This is a genomic window from Pusillimonas sp., from assembly GCF_044464525.1.
GTDB lineage: Bacteria > Pseudomonadota > Gammaproteobacteria > Burkholderiales > Burkholderiaceae_B > Pusillimonas.
In genome coordinates this window covers 19,722-35,819 of the sequence record NZ_JBIQLE010000015.1, presented here as the reverse complement: position 1 = coordinate 35,819, position 16,098 = coordinate 19,722, and the positions used below count along the sequence as shown (strand labels likewise).

At 59.9% G+C, this 16,098-nt stretch carries 16 protein-coding genes and 1 tRNA gene; 5 read left to right on the top strand and 12 right to left on the bottom strand.

The annotated features are described in order from the left end of the window. Window positions 1-13: 13 nt before the first annotated feature. Together ACIY1O_RS10060 and ACIY1O_RS10055 are read right to left on the bottom strand one after the other, a co-directional pair. Window positions 14-889 carry a c-type cytochrome gene (locus ACIY1O_RS10060; RefSeq protein ID WP_397474965.1) on the bottom strand — a complete coding sequence of 292 codons (876 nt, stop codon included), beginning with the start codon at window positions 887-889 and terminating at the stop codon, window positions 14-16. A gap of 13 nt (window positions 890-902) precedes the next feature. Then, window positions 903-1,028, bottom strand: a complete 126-nt coding sequence (locus ACIY1O_RS10055) for a hypothetical protein (RefSeq protein ID WP_397474964.1) — start codon at window positions 1,026-1,028, stop codon at window positions 903-905. A gap of 370 nt (window positions 1,029-1,398) precedes the next feature. On the opposite strand from ACIY1O_RS10055, the gene htpG reads away from it, so the two are divergent. After that, window positions 1,399-3,306, top strand: a complete 1,908-nt coding sequence (gene htpG, locus ACIY1O_RS10050; protein ID WP_397474963.1) for a molecular chaperone HtpG — start codon at window positions 1,399-1,401, stop codon at window positions 3,304-3,306. A gap of 7 nt (window positions 3,307-3,313) precedes the next feature. Here htpG and ampD read toward each other — a convergent pair whose 3' ends face one another. The 3 genes from ampD to ACIY1O_RS10035 form a co-directional block, all read right to left on the bottom strand. Beyond that, window positions 3,314-3,898 (bottom strand): 1,6-anhydro-N-acetylmuramyl-L-alanine amidase AmpD, encoded by a 585-nt coding sequence (gene ampD / locus ACIY1O_RS10045; RefSeq protein ID WP_397474962.1) that lies wholly within the window; start codon window positions 3,896-3,898, stop codon window positions 3,314-3,316. Window positions 3,899-3,979: 81 nt separating this feature from the next. Beyond that, window positions 3,980-4,246, bottom strand: coding sequence for a PP0621 family protein (locus tag ACIY1O_RS10040; protein ID WP_397474961.1), 267 nt, complete (start codon window positions 4,244-4,246; stop codon window positions 3,980-3,982). A gap of 1 nt (window position 4,247) precedes the next feature. After that, window positions 4,248-5,093 (bottom strand): cytochrome C assembly family protein, encoded by an 846-nt coding sequence (locus ACIY1O_RS10035; RefSeq protein WP_397474960.1) that lies wholly within the window; start codon window positions 5,091-5,093, stop codon window positions 4,248-4,250. 122 nt (window positions 5,094-5,215) lie between these two features. Here ACIY1O_RS10035 and ffh point away from each other — a divergent pair, with 122 nt between their 5' ends. Continuing rightward, window positions 5,216-6,640 carry a signal recognition particle protein gene (gene ffh, locus ACIY1O_RS10030; protein ID WP_397474959.1) on the top strand — a complete coding sequence of 475 codons (1,425 nt, stop codon included), beginning with the start codon at window positions 5,216-5,218 and terminating at the stop codon, window positions 6,638-6,640. Window positions 6,641-6,689: 49 nt separating this feature from the next. Here ffh and thiS read toward each other — a convergent pair whose 3' ends face one another. Genes thiS through ACIY1O_RS10015 form a run of 3 tightly spaced genes read right to left on the bottom strand, consistent with a single transcriptional unit; the run spans window position 6,690 to window position 8,726 of the window. Next, a complete protein-coding gene (gene thiS, locus ACIY1O_RS10025; protein ID WP_397474958.1) occupies window positions 6,690-6,890 on the bottom strand; it encodes a sulfur carrier protein ThiS in 201 nt (66 codons plus the stop codon). Between the two features lie 46 nt (window positions 6,891-6,936). Next, window positions 6,937-7,683, bottom strand: coding sequence for a tRNA (guanosine(46)-N7)-methyltransferase TrmB (trmB, locus tag ACIY1O_RS10020; RefSeq protein ID WP_397474957.1), 747 nt, complete (start codon window positions 7,681-7,683; stop codon window positions 6,937-6,939). 20 nt (window positions 7,684-7,703) lie between these two features. Further along, entirely contained in the window at window positions 7,704-8,726 is a 1,023-nt protein-coding gene (locus tag ACIY1O_RS10015) for an LLM class flavin-dependent oxidoreductase (protein WP_397474956.1), read from the bottom strand. 246 nt (window positions 8,727-8,972) lie between these two features. Here ACIY1O_RS10015 and ACIY1O_RS10010 point away from each other — a divergent pair, with 246 nt between their 5' ends. Further along, window positions 8,973-9,914 carry an aldo/keto reductase gene (locus tag ACIY1O_RS10010; protein ID WP_397474955.1) on the top strand — a complete coding sequence of 314 codons (942 nt, stop codon included), beginning with the start codon at window positions 8,973-8,975 and terminating at the stop codon, window positions 9,912-9,914. A gap of 133 nt (window positions 9,915-10,047) precedes the next feature. Here the strand turns inward: ACIY1O_RS10010 and ACIY1O_RS10005 are convergent, their stop codons facing one another. After that, window positions 10,048-11,013, bottom strand: coding sequence for a cation diffusion facilitator family transporter (locus tag ACIY1O_RS10005; RefSeq protein WP_397474954.1), 966 nt, complete (start codon window positions 11,011-11,013; stop codon window positions 10,048-10,050). A 96-nt stretch (window positions 11,014-11,109) separates the two neighbouring features. On the opposite strand from ACIY1O_RS10005, the gene ACIY1O_RS10000 reads away from it, so the two are divergent. Then, the gene (locus ACIY1O_RS10000) at window positions 11,110-13,602 is read left to right on the top strand and encodes a heavy metal translocating P-type ATPase (protein ID WP_397474953.1); all 2,493 of its coding nucleotides are present in this window, start codon (window positions 11,110-11,112) and stop codon (window positions 13,600-13,602) included. A 198-nt stretch (window positions 13,603-13,800) separates the two neighbouring features. Then, window positions 13,801-13,874 (top strand) — tRNA-Gly (locus ACIY1O_RS09995). A 35-nt stretch (window positions 13,875-13,909) separates the two neighbouring features. Here the strand turns inward: ACIY1O_RS09995 and ACIY1O_RS09990 are convergent. The 3 genes from ACIY1O_RS09990 to nirD are packed head-to-tail and all read right to left on the bottom strand — an operon-like array spanning window position 13,910 to window position 16,096. Further along, window positions 13,910-14,899 (bottom strand): NAD(P)-dependent oxidoreductase, encoded by a 990-nt coding sequence (locus ACIY1O_RS09990; protein WP_397474952.1) that lies wholly within the window; start codon window positions 14,897-14,899, stop codon window positions 13,910-13,912. Then, window positions 14,887-15,723 (bottom strand): uroporphyrinogen-III C-methyltransferase, encoded by an 837-nt coding sequence (cobA, locus tag ACIY1O_RS09985; protein ID WP_397474951.1) that lies wholly within the window; start codon window positions 15,721-15,723, stop codon window positions 14,887-14,889. The genes ACIY1O_RS09990 and cobA overlap by 13 nt, the downstream gene beginning before the upstream one ends. Beyond that, complete coding sequence (nirD, locus tag ACIY1O_RS09980; protein WP_397474950.1) at window positions 15,710-16,096, bottom strand: nitrite reductase small subunit NirD; 387 nt, start codon at window positions 16,094-16,096, stop codon at window positions 15,710-15,712. Before nirD ends, cobA begins: the two co-directional genes overlap by 14 nt. Between the last annotated feature and the right edge of the window lie 2 nt (window positions 16,097-16,098).

Below are 16,098 nucleotides of genomic sequence, written 5' to 3'. Positions count from 1 at the left end.
TTGTAGGCGATGTTTACTTGAACGAGGCAAGATAGGCGACCAGATGGTCGATCTGCTCTTCGCTCAGGTCGTCGCCATATGACGGCGGCATGAATGACACGCCATTGGCTGAATACATGGGCCCGGGATGCAGGTAGGCGCTGGGCTCTACAATGGATTCTCGGATGAACTCCTCGACGGTGGTGGCCTTGCCCGTGTATTCGGGCGAGTCGATTGTCTTTTGGGCGGTGGCCGCCATATTGGCCAGGGTGGGGCCGGCCAGGTTCACACCAGGCGCCACCGAGTGACACGCGGCACAGGTGGGAACGGCTTCGTGGAACAGGGCCTGGCCCAGGGCGATGGGGTCGTTGGTGCTGGCCACCGGACGCGAGCCGGGCGGCTGGTTGGCCGGTTCGACGCCGGTGGTGTCCGCCGACACGTTCTGCTGCGCGATGCTAAGCTCGGTGCCCGGTATGGAGCCCCCGGTAACCAGAATGGGCCGCGGCGGCCATCCCTGGTTATCGACGTTGGCCACCCAGTCCATGAAGGCGATAACGTCGGCGATCTCTTGGTCGTTAAGGTTGGGGTTGGGCATAAGGCGCCGGTGACGCTGTTCGTCGTAGAACTGCGATGGGTCTTTCATGAAGGCCGTAAGATAGGCCGTGCCCCTGTGCTGGGTAATCTTGGTAAGGTCGGGCGCGTAATAGGCGCCTTCGCCAAAGATCGTATGGCAGTTGATACAGTTATTGGCGTGCCATACATTTTGCCCGCGCACCACCTGGTCGGTGATGTTTTCCGAGTTGGTCAGCTTGGGGAACTGCCGGTGGCTGTCTACTGTAAGAATCAGGAACAGCAGGCTGGCGATGGCGGTGGAGGCAATGGCGAAGATTCTTGTTTGGCGCTTATTCATGGTGCCCCCTTTGTCAGACGCCGATGCCGGCCCAGTAACGAATGCCCGTGGCGCTTGCGTAAAGTATGGACACAATCATCAGAAGCACCACGGCATAGCCGACTGTACGCAATATCGAAAACAGGACGCGTAATTGCACAGTGAACCCCCCATTTTTTTAGTTCATGCGCCATGCCTTGCCGGATTCGATGTTTGCCTGATAGCAAGCTGCATCCGGGCTGAAACGATGGCGCGTTTTCGGCAGTGAAGCCTTCCTTTGTGGCAACTATACGCGCTCATTGTTGGGCGAACAACCTCGCAGCGCGTGGAATTTCTTGGTTGCGCAAGACGCCACAATTTAGTAGGGCGGCGCCACGAGGGCTTGAAAAAAGAAGGGTTGCCCTTATTTATTGGTGACGGTTTTTTTTGCTGCGGTTTAGACCGCGTATTCGCGCAAGGGCCCGCCGTTGCGTCACGCACGGGCCTAGTGTGCTGATCTTTAATAAATTTTTGTTTTTTTCGAGTAGACAATGAGCCAAGCTGAATCCACTAATACCTCTTCCGAAACCCTGGGTTTTCAGGCCGAAGTCAAGCAGCTTCTGCACTTGATGATCCACTCGCTGTACAGCAATAAAGAGATATTCCTGCGTGAACTGGTGTCCAACGCGTCTGACGCCTGCGACAAGCTGCGTTTTGAGGCAATTGATAAGCCCGAGCTGCTGCAGGGCGACGCCGAGCTGCGTGTACGGGTCGAGTACGACTCTGAAGCCCGTACCATCACCATTTCCGACAACGGCATCGGCCTGTCGCGCGACGAGGCGGTGGCCAACCTGGGCACCATCGCCCGCTCGGGCACCAAAGAATTCTTTGCCCAGCTTACCGGCGACAAGCAAAAAGACGCCCACCTGATCGGCCAATTTGGCGTGGGCTTTTATTCGTCGTTTATCGTGGCCGACAAGGTTACCGTGCGCAGCCGACGCGCCGGCCTGGACGCTGCCGAGGGCGTGCAGTGGGAATCAGACGGTCAGGGCGAATTCACCGTGGCCCAGATCGACAAGCCCGAACGGGGCACGTCGGTAACCCTGCACCTGCGCGAAGGCGAAGACGACTTCTTGAGCGGCTGGAAGCTACGCGAAGTGCTGCGCCGTTACTCTGACCATATCTCTTTGCCCGTGCAGATGCGCAAGGAAGAATGGGACAGCGAAAAATCCGAGCAGGTAAAGACCGACGAGTGGGAAACGGTCAACCAGGCCAGCGCGCTATGGACGCGGTCAAAGTCTGACATTACCGACGAGCAATACCAAGAGTTCTATAAACATGTGGCGCACGATTTCGACGACCCTCTGGCCTGGACGCACAACCGTGTCGAAGGCCGCAGCGAGTATACGCAGCTGCTGTATTTGCCCAAGCACGCGCCTATGGACCTATGGGATCGCGAAGGACGCCGGGGCGTAAAGCTATATGTGAAGCGCGTCTTCATCATGGACGATGCCGAGCAATTGCTGCCCAATTACCTGCGCTTCGTGCGCGGGGTAATCGACTCGGCCGATCTGCCGTTGAACGTGTCGCGTGAAATTTTGCAGGAAAGCCGCGATGTCAAAGCCATACGTGAGGGCTCGGCCAAGCGGATACTGTCGCTGATCGAAGACCTGGCCCAGAACCAGCCCGAGCAGTTTGCCCAGTTCTGGGAGCAGTTCGGCCAGGTGCTCAAAGAGGGCACGGGCGAAGACGCCGGTAATCGCGAGCGTATCGCCAAGCTGCTGCGCTTTGCCTCTACCCACTCTGACAGCGCCGCGCAGTCGGTGTCGCTGGCCGATTACGTGGGCCGCATGAAAGAAGGGCAGGACACCATCTACTACATTACGGCCGAGTCCCACTCGGCGGCAGCCAACAGCCCGCAGCTGGAAATCTTTCGCAAGAAGGGCCTTGAAGTGCTGTTGATGTCCGAGCGCGTCGACGAATGGATGCTGTCCTTCCTGAATGAATTCGAAGGCAAGAAACTGGTGTCGGTGGCCAAGGGCGGCCTTGATCTAGACCAGTTGGCCGACGAGGAAGAGAAAAAGCAGCAGACCGAATTGGCCGAGACGATGAAGCCGCTGGTTGAGCGCTTGCAAAAAGCCTTGGGCGAGCGGGTGAAAGAGGTGCGCGTTACGGCACGCCTGGTCGATTCGCCTGCCTGCGTGGTGGTCGATGCCGACGAACTCAGCCCCCATCTGCGCCGCATGCTTCAAGCGGCCGGCCAGCAGGCGCCCGAAGTCAAACCCATACTCGAGATCAACCCCGAGCATGCCCTGGTCTCGCGCATCAACGAGGCGCCGGACGACGTATTTGATGAATGGGCGCAGTTGCTGCTGGACCAGGCCATGCTGGCCGAAGGCGCGCAGCTTGAGGATGCCGCCGGCTTTGTCAAGCGGATGAACAAACTGCTGTTGGGTTAAAAGGCACTTAACGTACAGGCGGCATCTGCCGCCTGAACCAGCCGCTTTCCCGGCCGTAGCGATTCCAGTCGAAGGCCGGCCCGGGGTCGGTCTTTCGGCCGGGGGCGATGTGCTCATGGCCTCGAACCGCCCCTAGCGGGTATTGGTTTTTCAATGCCTGGGTCAAGCGTTTCAAGCTTAGGTATTGTTCATCTTCGTAGGCCAGCGTATCTGTGCCTTCCAGCTCGATACCGATGGAAAAGTCATTGCAGCGCTCATGCCCTTCAAAGTGGGATGCACCCGCGTGCCAGGCGCGCTTGTCGGTGGAAACGAACTGCACGATGCCGCCGTCTCTGCGTATCAGGAAATGAGCGGACACGGTCAGCCCGCGCAATTGCTCCAGCCAGGGGTGGGAAGAATAGTCCAGCCGATTCAGAAACAGGTCGATGATTTCAGGCCCGCCAAACTTGCCCGGCGGCAGGCTGATGTTGTGAATAACGAGTAGACGAGGCTCGGTGTCGGCCGGTCTGGCGTCGCAATTGGGCGAAGGCGCTTGGCGTACGCCCAGACTGGGCTTGAGCCATCCGCGCCGATCAAGAACGAGCGTCGGCATGTCGTTTGTTTTCGGACGCGACGCGTTCGTGTCGGGCCGCCGTTTCACTTGGTACTTTCACGGCGCCTGTCTCAGCCAGTTTCATCGGCGCTGCCCCAGCTTGGCGTGTTCGCCGCTGCACCAGGTTTCTCCGTCTACAAGCAAAGCCTCGGAGCGCGGCATATGGATGCCGCAATGGGCGCAGCGCACCATGGATTCGGGCTCGTCCATTGCCGGAGGCGGTGCTTTACGCGGCAGCGAGCCGGCGCGCGGTGCATCGCCATGTTTGACGGCCGAGCTGCGGGCAAGAATGCGAGCCACAATCAGGGCGGCCAGGATGACGATGGCCCATAGAAGCAGTTTTCCCACATTATCCTCGGTTCAGAATTACATCAATGACGAACCAGCTTCCGCTGTATGAAAGCATTACAAAGGCAAAGCCGGCCAGCGTCCAGCGCAGGGCCTTGCGGCCACGCCAGCCGCGCAGGTGCCTGCCGGTGAGCAATACGGCGAAGGTCGCCCAGGAAAGCAGGGTGAATATTGTCTTGTGGTCGAGCGGAAACAGGGTGCCCGACAGGCGCTGCGACACGATGGCCCCCGTAATGACGGTAAGCGTCAGGATAACGAAGCTGATCCAGATCAGGCGGAACAGCAAATGCTCTTGCACCAGCAGCGGAGGCATGGCGTCGAGAGCGCGGCTGAGTGAGCCACGCTCGCCCACCTGTTCGACCGGCCTATGCAGGTAGCGGTCGAGTGCCGCCATCAGCAGGGCTTGCAGGGCCGCAACGAAGGTCAGGCCGTAGGCCATCAGGGCGATCAGCAAGTGGATGCGCAGCCATTCGTTTGCCGCGTTGCTGACCAAATGGCCCTGGGGGAAGACCGCTGCGCCGGCCGAGACGATGGCCGCCGCCGGGAGTAAAATGAGCAGGAGGCCGTCTATGCGCATGATCAGGCTCTCAAGCCAGAATACGATCATGCCCAGCCACAGCGCTGCCGAAAGGGCCAGGGCCCAGCCCAGATATAAATGGCTGGCGCTTTGCAATATGGCCATGTACAGCCCCACGCCGTGCAACACGATGGCGCCCAGCAGGCAGGCGCGCCGAAGCATGCCCGCACTGGTTTGCGGGTCTCCGCTTTTAAGCGGTTGCCACAGTGAAATCGCCAAAAGGCCATAAGCCAGTGCGGCGAGCGAGTGAAATACAATGCCTGCAGACATAGATCGGATCAGTTCCCACGAGGCGTTAAGGCATAATGCCTAATAGCCCTGTATTTTAATGCTTGGCGGTAACCGTTTCTTATTTCGGTTTTCCGACCAGCTAGTTTAAGCGATAGATTGCCATGCTAGAAAACCTGACTCAGCGCCTGTCTCGTGTCGTCAAGACGATACGTGGCGAGGCGCGTCTTACCGAGGCCAATACGCAGGAGATGCTGCGCGAAGTGCGGATGGCCTTGCTTGAAGCCGACGTGGCCCTGCCCGTGGTGCGCGACTTCATTGCTCGAGTCAAGGAAAAGGCGCTCGGCCAGGACGTCGTGGGCAGTCTCAACCCCGGCCAGGCATTGGTCGGCGTGGTTCACACCGAGCTTACCACCCTGATGGGAGGCGATCTGGGCGCCGAAGCGGGCGAACTTTCGCTGGCTACGCAGCCACCGGCAGTGGTGTTGATGGCAGGCCTGCAGGGGGCGGGTAAAACCACCACCACAGGCAAGCTGGCCAAGTGGCTTGCCGAAGGCGGCCATGTGCAGAACGGGCGCAAATCGGGCAAGAAAAAGGTGCTGGTCGTTAGTGCCGACGTCTATCGTCCGGCGGCCATCGAGCAATTGAAGACCGTGGCTGCGCAAGCCCGTGTCGATTTTCTGCCGACAGACCCGTCGCAAAAGCCCGAGGCCATCGCAACGAACGCGCTTGATCATGCCAAGCGCCATCACTACGACGTGCTTATCGTCGATACGGCGGGCCGCCTGGGCATAGACGAAGCCATGATGCGCGAAATTCGCGCCCTGCACGATCTGCTGCGCCCCATTGAAACGCTGTTCGTCGTCGATGCCATGCAGGGTCAAGACGCCGTGAACACCGCCAAGGCTTTTGCCGACGCCCTGCCGCTTACCGGGGTGGTGCTTACCAAGCTTGACGGCGATGCGCGTGGGGGCGCGGCGTTGTCGGTGCGGCATGTTACCGGCAAGCCGCTGAAGTTCGTGGGGGTATCCGAGAAGCTCGAAGGTATCGAGCCTTTCCACCCCGAGCGCATGGCCCAGCGCGTTCTGGGCATGGGCGATATCGTCTCCCTGGTCGAGCAGGCGCAAAAAAACATCGACATGGCCGAAGCCCAAAAGCTGGCCACCAAGATCAAGTCGGGCAGCCGCTTCGATCTCAACGATTTTCGCGAGCAGTTGCAGCAGGTCAAGAAGATGGGCGACATGAGCTCCATGCTTGAAAAGCTGCCGGCGCAGTTCGCCCAGGCGGCATCGCAGATACAGGGCGGCCAGGCAGAAAAGCAGCTGCGCCGCACCGAAGGCATACTCAATTCCATGACCCCCGCCGAGCGCGCCAAGCCAGAGCTCTTGAAAGCCTCGCGCAAGCGGCGCATTGCCGCGGGCGCCGGGGTGCCTGTTCAGGAAGTCAACCGCATGCTGTCCCAGTTTGAGCAGATGCAGGGCATGATGAAGCAGATGAAAAAAGGCGGCATGGCCAAAATGATGCGCACCATGGGCGGGCTAAAAGGCCTGGGCGGCGGAGGCGGCGGTTTTGGCGGCTTTCGCAGATAGCCGAAGGCGGTTTGGCTTTTACTGCAGATAAATGTGCGGCGCCCAGCGATTAGCCGCCGCCCACCGCCACCACAATTTCCACAACATCGTCGCCATTTAGCGCGGTATGCGCGTGCTGGCTTTTTGGCACGATGTCTCCATTGCGTTCCACCGCGATGCGCTTGCCTTCGTAACCCAGGCTGCGCACAAGGTCGGCCACGCTGCGATCTTGGCGCAGCGTGTGCGGCTTGCCGTTCAGAGTAATGTTCATGAAGCTCTCCGGAAATCAGCGGCCTTGCGGCTCAATACTATAAATATCAGGCCTTGCGTGTAAAGATCAAGTCCCACACGCCGTGACCCAAGCGTAATCCGCGATTTTCGAACTTGGTCAGTGGGCGGAAATCGGGGCGGGGCGAGAACCCTTCGCAGGTGTTGGCCAGTAATGGTTCTGCACCAAGTACCTCAAGCATCTGATGTGCATAGTGCTCCCAGTCGGTGGCGCAATGTATATAGCCGCCCGGCTTCAGGCGGCTGGCCAATAATTGCACGAATGGCGGCTGCACCAGCCGGCGCTTGTGGTGGCGCTTTTTGGGCCAGGGGTCGGGAAAATAAATATGAACGCCCGCCAGCGAGTCTGGCGCGATCATGTCGCGCACCACTTCTACCGCGTCATGCTGAATGATGCGTACGTTTTGCAGTTGCGAGGCCTCGATGCGCTTGAGCATCGAGCCCACGCCGGCATTGAACACCTCGACGCCCAGGAAATTGTCGTCTGGGCGAGCCAGCGCGATTTTTTCCGTGGTTTCGCCCATGCCGAAGCCGATCTCCAGAATGGTGGAGGCTTCGCGGCCGAATATCTGCTCGAACTTCAGCGGCGCCGGCCGGTATGGCACGGACCACTTGGGCAGCAGAAGGTCGAGCGCTTCTTGCTGGCCTGCCGTGATGTGGCTGCGCCGATGCACGAAGCTGCGGATATGGCCTGAGCCGGGATGCGCTTGCGCGGTGTCGTTTTGCGCGCCTTCGGCGGGCAGTTTGTCGGAAGCTGCGGGAGGTGTTGAATTCATAGGCTGAATTGTAGCCATTCTTAGCGCCAGCCAAGGGCGGGGGCGACGTGGGTAAGAATGGCCTCCATGATATGCGCGTTGTAATCCGCTCCCAACTGGCTAGGTATCGTCAACAAAAGTGTGTCGGCCGCGGCGATGGCTTCGTCTTGCTTCAATTGCTCGACAAGTACATCGGGCTCGGCGGCATAGCCGCGGCCGAATACGGCGCGGGTGTTCTCATCGATATAGCCCACCTGGTCTTCATTTTGGCCCGAGCGGCCGAAGTAGGCGCGGTCTTGGTCGTTGACCAGTGCGAAGATGCTGCGACTGACCGAAACGCGTGGCTCTCGGGTGTGTCCGGCCTCTTTCCAGGCGGCTTTGTACGCCCGGATTTGCGAGGCTTGCTGAACATGCAAAGGCTCGCCGGTTTCATCGTTCTTGAGGGTTGAGCTTTGCAGGTTCATGCCCAGCTTGGCGGCCCAGACAGCCGTCGCATTCGAGCCGGCGCCCCACCAGATGCGGTCGCGCAGTCCTTCAGACACCGGCTCAAGGCGCAAGAGCCCTGGCGGGTTGGGAAACATGGGGCGCGGGTTCGGTTGTGCAAAGCCTTCGCCTTGCAGCAGGTCCAGAAAGATTTCGGCGTGACGGCGCCCCATGTCGGCATCGTTTTGCCCTTCGGCCGGCTGAAACCCGAAATAGCGCCAACCCTCAATGACTTGCTCGGGTGATCCGCGGCTGATGCCCAGTTGCAGGCGCTGCCCGGATATGAAGTCGGCCGCGCTGGCATTCTCGACCATGTACAAGGGGTTCTCGTAGCGCATGTCGATCACGCCGGTGCCGATTTCAATTCGCTTCGTCCGGGCGCCTATGGCAGCCAACAGGGGAAACGGCGAAGCCAGCTGGCGTGCGAAATGGTGAACGCGAAAATAAGCGCCATCCATGCCGAGCTCTTCGGCGGCTACGGCGATATCTATCGATTGCAAGAGTGCATCTGCGGCGGAACGCGCCTGCGATTGCGGTGACGGCGTCCAATGACCGAAAGAGAGGAATCCGATTTTCTTCATGCGGGTCAACCTTGAAAGGCGGAAGAGGAGGTGGGTTTTAGCCGATAAGGCCAATGCGGCCATTCTAGCCTTGAAGCCCTGGTGTCCGGCCGGGACGGCAAAGGGGTAGCGGGCCTGACGTCGCGACGGGCATCGAGCTGGGGGCGCCGAGCCGGGTTATGTTAGTTTCTATATAGATAGATGGCAGATGGGGTGCCATGCAAAGTACTTGGCATGCCACAGACTTACATGGAAAAGGAATTGCATATGCAAAAACGCGAATTGGGCCGCTCGGGAATTTCCATTGCGCCGCTTGTCTTTGGCGGCAACGTGTTTGGCTGGACGGCCGATGAATCAACTTCCTTCAAGTTGCTCGACCGGTTTGTCGATCAGGGCTTCAGCGCCGTCGACACGGCCGACGTCTATTCCGCATGGGGGCCCGGCCTTAGCGGCGGCGAATCAGAAACCGTGCTCGGTAATTGGCTGGCGCGCCGGGGCCGGCGCGACGATATCGTGTTGATGACCAAGGTGGGCATGTGGGAGGCGCGCAAGGGCTTGTCGGCGCGGAATATCCAGGCTGCCGTTGAAGATTCACTCAAGCGCCTGCAAACCGATTACCTTGATGTGTACTTCGCGCATATAGACGACGAAGAGGTGCCGCTGGAAGAAACCCTGGGTGCTTTTTCGAGCTTGATCGAAGCGGGCAAGGTGCGTGCTATCGGCGCTTCCAATTATTCGGCGGCGCGCCTGCGCCAGGCGCTTGCCGTTTCCCAAGAGCAGGGCCTGCCCCGCTACGAGCTGATGCAGCCTTTGTATAACCTTTATGATCGGGCCGATTTCGAAGACGAGCTGGCACAGCTGGCCGTTCAGGAAGAATTGGGTGTGGTCAGCTATTTTTCGCTTGCCAGCGGCTTTCTTAGCGGTAAATACAAAACGATCGAAGACCTTGCGGGCAGCGCGCGCGAGGGCTTTCTTAAAAAATACTTCAACGAACGCGGACAACAAACTCTACAAGCGCTGCTGGAAGTTTCAGAAGGGCTTTCGGCCAAGCCTGCGCAAGTGGCCTTGGCATGGCTTCTTACCCGGCCGGGCTTGACGGCGCCCATTGTCAGCGCCACCAGCCTGGTGCAGTTGGACGAAATATTACAGTCCGCAAGCTTGGCCCTGCCGGAAGAAGGGCTTTCCCGCCTGGAAGCGGCCGGCACTTGAACAAAACGCCACCAGGTCCCGCGCTTTGACGAAAGGCTCGAGTTTCAAAGCCGGACCAACGGGAAGGCCGTACCGTGGCGAAGATAAGCTTGACAGGCCCGCCCGTAACACCTGAAACCCAGAGCTCGGATAGTTAACTATTCGTGCGAGGGTTGCCGGGCGGGTGAAGGGTGCAAGCGCTTTCGGCCGAGTCTGTATTCCAGTCGATGGCAATGGTGGCGTGTTCGATGCCGAACAGCTCATGCAACGCCTTTTCAACCTGCTTGACCACGACCCTTGCTTCTTCGTCTACGCTGGGGCGCACGTGCAGGGTGGCCATGGTGTGGCCCGAGGTAAGCTGCCATACATGAACATGGCTGACCGCCGCCAGGCCGGGCACGGAGTCGATCAGCCCGCGCTCGAGCTTATCCGGCGAAGCCTCTTCGGGGGCGCCCTCCAGCAAAATATGCAGCGACTTCGACAACAACCTCCAGGCGCTGCGCAATATCAGTAACGCCACCAGCACTGAAAGTATGGGGTCTATGGGTGTCCAGCCTGTAAGGTGGATGACGCTTGCCGCCGCGATGGCCCCAATCGACCCCAGAAGATCGCCCATCACATGAACGATGGCGCCCTTTACGTTCACGTGGTCTGTATCGCCGCGTGTCATTATCCAAAGCACCAGCACGTTGACCAGCAGGCCGATCACCGCCACCACCATCATTGTGCCGGCCAGAATCTCGTGCGGCTCAAAAAAACGCCGCCATGCCTCGAAGCAGATCCAGGCAACGATGGCGAAGAGTGTCAGGGCGTTGATGAACCCGGCGATGACTTCAAATCGCAGATAGCCGAAGGTGCGCTTGCTGTCTGCGGCGCGGCGGCCGAAGCGGAACGCGGCGTAAGCCAGGGCCAGTGCGGCGGCATCGGTGAGCATGTGGCCCGCATCGGCCAGCAACGCCAGGGAGCCGGAAAGAATGCCGCCGACAAGCTCCACCAGCATGAAGGTGAAGATCAGGACGAACGAGATCAATACCTTGCGTTCATTGGCGCTGGTTACGGTTGGCGTGTGGTCATGGTCGTGATCGTGCCCATGATCATGGTGCGAATGAGAGTGTGGCATCTAAAATTTATATGGGGTTGCTGTCGCCGTCTTGACCTTCCCATGATGGTAAGCCGTACGCTTGAACATGTCGAATATCACCAGAAGATGTCAATCATGAGCGCTTCCATCAGCAATGATACCCGTGCCTCCTCGGTACTTAGTCTACCCATACAGGGCATGACGTGTGCAAGCTGTGTCGGCCGGGTTGAAGCTGCCCTGGCCAAGGTCGAGGGCGTGGAAAACGTGTCCGTCAACCTCGCCACCGAGCGGGCGGACATCCGTGCATCCGGCCTCCTCGACACCACGGCCCTTGTCCAGGCTGTGAAAAAGGCCGGTTACCACGTTCCCGCCCAGGCCATCGAGCTGCACGTCGACGGCATGAATTGCGGCTCGTGCGTCGGGCGGGTCGAGAACGCGCTCAAAGCCGTTCCTGGCGTTTCAGAGGCCGCGGTAAACCTGGCTACAGAACGCGCCACCGTGCGCGGCGTAGTTGCCGTGGACGCGTTGGTGGCGGCCATCGCGAAGGCCGGCTACGCTGCCCGCGCCGTCGACACCTCGGTGCAAGCCGCCGACGAAGCCGCAGAAAAAAAAGATGCCGAGCAGAACGAGCTCAAGCGTGATCTGATCCTGGCTTGTGTGCTGGCCCTGCCGGTGTTCGTGCTTGAAATGGGGTCGCACCTTATTCCGGGCATGCACGAATGGGTGGCCGCCACCATCGGCATCCAGGCAAGCTGGTATGCGCAGTTTGTACTGACCTTGCTGGTTTTGGCTATTCCCGGCCGACGTTTCTACCAGAAAGGGTTTCCAGCCCTGCTGCGGCTGGCTCCCGACATGAACTCCCTCGTGGCGGTGGGTACGTCAGCGGCGTTTGCATATTCGGTGGTCGCCACCTTCGCTCCGGGCCTTCTGCCGGCGGGCACGGTCAATGTGTACTACGAGGCCGCTGCCGTCATCGTGGCATTGATTCTGCTGGGCCGTTACCTCGAGGCTCGGGCCAAGGGCCGTACGTCCGAGGCCATCAAACGTCTTGTCGGCTTGCAGGCCAAGGTTGCGCATGTACTGCGCGATGGCCGCGTCGTGGATATACCCATCAGCGATGTCGTTTTGGGCGATATGGTGGAAGTGCGTCCCGGCGAACGGCTGCCGGTGGATGGCGAGATCACCGAGGGCCGCAGCTTCGTGGACGAATCCATGATCACGGGCGAGCCGATACCTGTCGAGAAGGCAGCCGGAAGCAAGGTGGTGGGCGGTACGGTGAATCAGCAGGGTGCGCTGACCTTGCGCGCCACCGCAGTGGGCGAGCAAACCATGCTTGCGCAGATTATCCGCCTGGTCGAGCTGGCTCAAGGTTCAAAGCTGCCTATTCAGGCTGTGGTGGACAAGATCACGCTCTGGTTCGTGCCGGCTGTGATGCTGGCCGCCTTGCTGACCTTCCTTGTGTGGCTGACATTCGGCCCCTCGCCCGCGCTCACCTTCGCGTTGGTCAATGCGGTGGCCGTGCTGATCATCGCCTGCCCCTGCGCAATGGGGCTGGCCACGCCTACCTCCATCATGGTCGGCACCGGGCGCGGGGCCGAGATGGGTGTGCTGTTTCGCCAGGGCGAGGCCCTGCAACTGCTCAAGGACGCCAAGGTGGTGGCGGTCGACAAGACAGGCACATTAACCGAAGGTCGCCCGGCGCTTACCGATCTTGAGATCGCCGAAGGATTCGACCGCAGCGACGTTCTGGCCAAGGTGGCGGCAGTAGAGTCGCGTTCCGAGCACCCGATTGCCCGTGCCATTGTCGAAGCGGCCCAACAACAAGGCATGAATGTGCCCGCCATGACAGACTTCCAATCTGTTACCGGCATGGGTGTGCATGCCGTGGTGGACGGCGCCCGGGTCGAAGTGGGGGCCGATCGCTATATGCGTGAACTGGGCTTGAACATCGACGGGTTTGCCGCCACGGCCGAACGCCTGGGCGGCGAGGGCAAGTCGCCGCTGTATGCCGCCATCGATGGTCGCCTTGCAGCTATTATTGCGGTCGCCGACCCGATCAAGGCCGGCACGCCGGCCGCCATCGAGGCCTTGCATAGCCTGGGCCTGAAGGTAGCCATGATCACGGGCGACAATGCACATACGGCGCGTGCCATTGCCAGGCAACTGGGCATAGACGAAGTGGTGGCCGAAGTGTTGCCAGAGGGCAAGGTTGAAGCCGTGCGCCGCCTGAAGGCAGCCTATGGGCGGCTGGCTTTCGTTGGCGATGGCATCAATGATGCGCCCGCCCTGGCCGAAGCCGATGTGGGCCTGGCAATTGGCACCGGCACAGATGTCGCCATGGAATCAGCCGACGTGGTGTTGATGTCAGGCAACTTGCAGGGGGTGCCCAATGCCATCGCGTTGTCTCAGGCCACAATCGCCAATATCCGCCAGAACCTGTTCTGGGCCTTTGCCTATAACACCGCACTTATACCCGTGGCGGCGGGGGTGTTGTATCCGGCTTGGGGCGTGCTGCTGTCTCCCATCTTTGCCGCGGGCGCCATGGCCTTGTCCAGTGTCTTTGTGCTTGGCAACGCATTACGCCTGCGCAGGTTTCGGCCACCTTTGGCGATGGAAGCCGCGCTTTAGGCGGGATGTAAAGCGCGGCGCCGCATCAGGATAAAAGTCGTCCCGACGACTCGGCGGTACGCTATCTCAAGCATTTTCTTCGTGTCTTTCTTCGTTGCACAGGCGTGCAAAACAGGCATACAATCGTTTTCGCGCCGCTCTGCGTTCAAGGTGCAGCGGTGGCTCGATGAGGTTCAGTAGTCGTGCTGGCTGAATCGGGCGGGTGTAGTTCAATGGTAGAACGGCGGCTTCCCAAGCCTCAAGCGTGGGTTCGATTCCCATCACCCGCTCCACATCAACAAATCAAAGTTTTGTATAGTCTCGCCGTTTAGGAAATTATTCGGCATGGCAGGCCAGACTGGCCAAGCATGGCCGCAGTTTGTTCCAGCAATCCTGGCTGCGGGGCTGGATTCGTTTTCAGAACAGTGATGTTTCGATGGCGCTTGCTTAGGCGGACCAGGGCGCGCGTGAGGGTATCGGCGGCCAGCACGTCTTGGCTGCTTAAGCGATGGTGCTCGGCATCGCGCCGTGCCAGATCTATCAGGCCTCGAGCCATATTGTCTTCGTACGCAATGGCGTCGGCTTCGTAGAGCGTTCGAAGTCCCCCTAGTGTCAGGCGTGCCGGGTCACCATGAAGCGCATCGATCAAGGTCAGCTTAGGGGCAGTTGGGCTTTGCGGGTTGGTGAGTCGGGTTTTGAGCATGCGTTCGGCGTGTTGGCCCTCTCCGTTGCGCAGGTGTTCCAACACCGGGCCATCAAACAACCAATCATAGAATTCGCGGCGTTCTCCCAGGTCAGGATAGGCGTCGCAGATGGGCCGGCGATAGCGATGCGCCAGGCTTCCCAGACTCCCTAAGGCATGATCGAACAGGGATTCCAAACGTTCCCGCAGGCGGCGCGCCAGCACTGGAGCCGTTCCGCCAGACGAGATGGCGATCATGATGGGCGAGCGATCAACAACGGCGGGCACTTGAAACGACGAGTTCTGGGGGTCGTCCACGACATTGACAAAAATGCGTCGCTGGTCGGCAAGCATTTTTATCCGGGCGTTCACGGCGCGGTCGTTGGTGGCAGCTACAACCAGCCAGGCTCCGTCAAGCCAGTCGTCTTGGAATTGGCCGACGTCATGCGCCAAGTGGCCGTCATCCACCCACGCCTGCAGTGTGGGGGTCAAAGCTAGTGCGCCCACACGTATGCGGGCATTGCTTTGTCGCAGCATTCTCGCCTTTCGCTCGGCAACCGGGCCACCACCGACCAGGCGCACCTCGCGTCCTGAGAGGTTTGCAAAAAGGGGGTAGAGTCGATCTATGCCGCCCATTGGGTCGCCTCCTGGGAAGGCTCGAATTTGGCTACGCGGTGATTGGCCAGGTTCACCACCGCTCCTACGACGATCAGGCATGGGGAAACCAATTTGCTGCAGCGTGCCGTCTCGGCTAGGGAGTCGAGAGTACAACGCAGCGCCTGTTGGTCGGGTGTCGCCCCGTTTGAGATCAGCGCTACAGGCGTATTGCCTGGCAGGCCATTGCTTACCAAGCCGTTGGAAATTTCATGTGCCTGCGACAGACCCATATAGAAAACCAGGGTGCGTTCACGTTGTGCGGCTAACTGCGCCCAGTTGCAGCCCGGTGCGCCTTCGCGATGGTGAGCCGTGATCATGGATACTTCGGTCGCCAGGCTTCTGTGCGTAAGGGGAATGCCGGTAGAGGCGGCGCAGGCGCTGGCTGCTGTGACCCCGGGTATCACATCGACCTGTATCCCCAGTTGTCGTAACATCAGCATCTCTTCTCCGCCTCTGCCAAATATGAATGGGTCGCCTCCTTTGAGGCGCACGACGCTGCGGCCAGCCATGGCATGCTGGGCCAATAAAGCGTTGATATCGGCTTGAGGCACGGCATGGTGACCGGCCCGTTTACCGACGTTGATCTTCAGCGCATCGGGACGGCACTCGCATAGCAAGGCGGGGGCACCCAGCCGGTCATGTACGACGACGTCAGCGGCCTTGAGCAGCCTCAAGCCAGCAACTGTAATCAGGTCTGGGTCGCCGGGTCCGGCACCAATTAGCCAGACTCGGCCCCAGATAGGGGCCTGCTTGCCGCGCGCGAGGCAAAGCAGGTTGGCGGAGAATTTATTAGACGAGCTCATGGTCCTTGGCCTCCATGGTTTGTGGCGAAGCAGCGTAAAGTAGTCCGTCGGCATCCTGGCGTAGCAACCAGCTTCGAACCGACACGGCTTCGTCTTCAATACATAAGCCGGTCCGTAAGCAAAAGTGTTGTTTGTACATGGGCGAGGCCACCACCAGGCGCCCCTTCAAGTCGCCTACGATGCCACGCGACAGCACTGCGGCGTGACTGAAGGGGTCCAGGTTGTCCAAGGCGAATATGCCTTCGTCGGTTCGAAAGATGGCGATCTGCAACCCGTAAGCACGGGCGGAAACCCCCATGCCGGGGATAAGCTCATCGACATGGCAGATCGGCTGCCAAGCTGTGGCTACGCCTGAAGTGTGTGCGGTTTGCATGC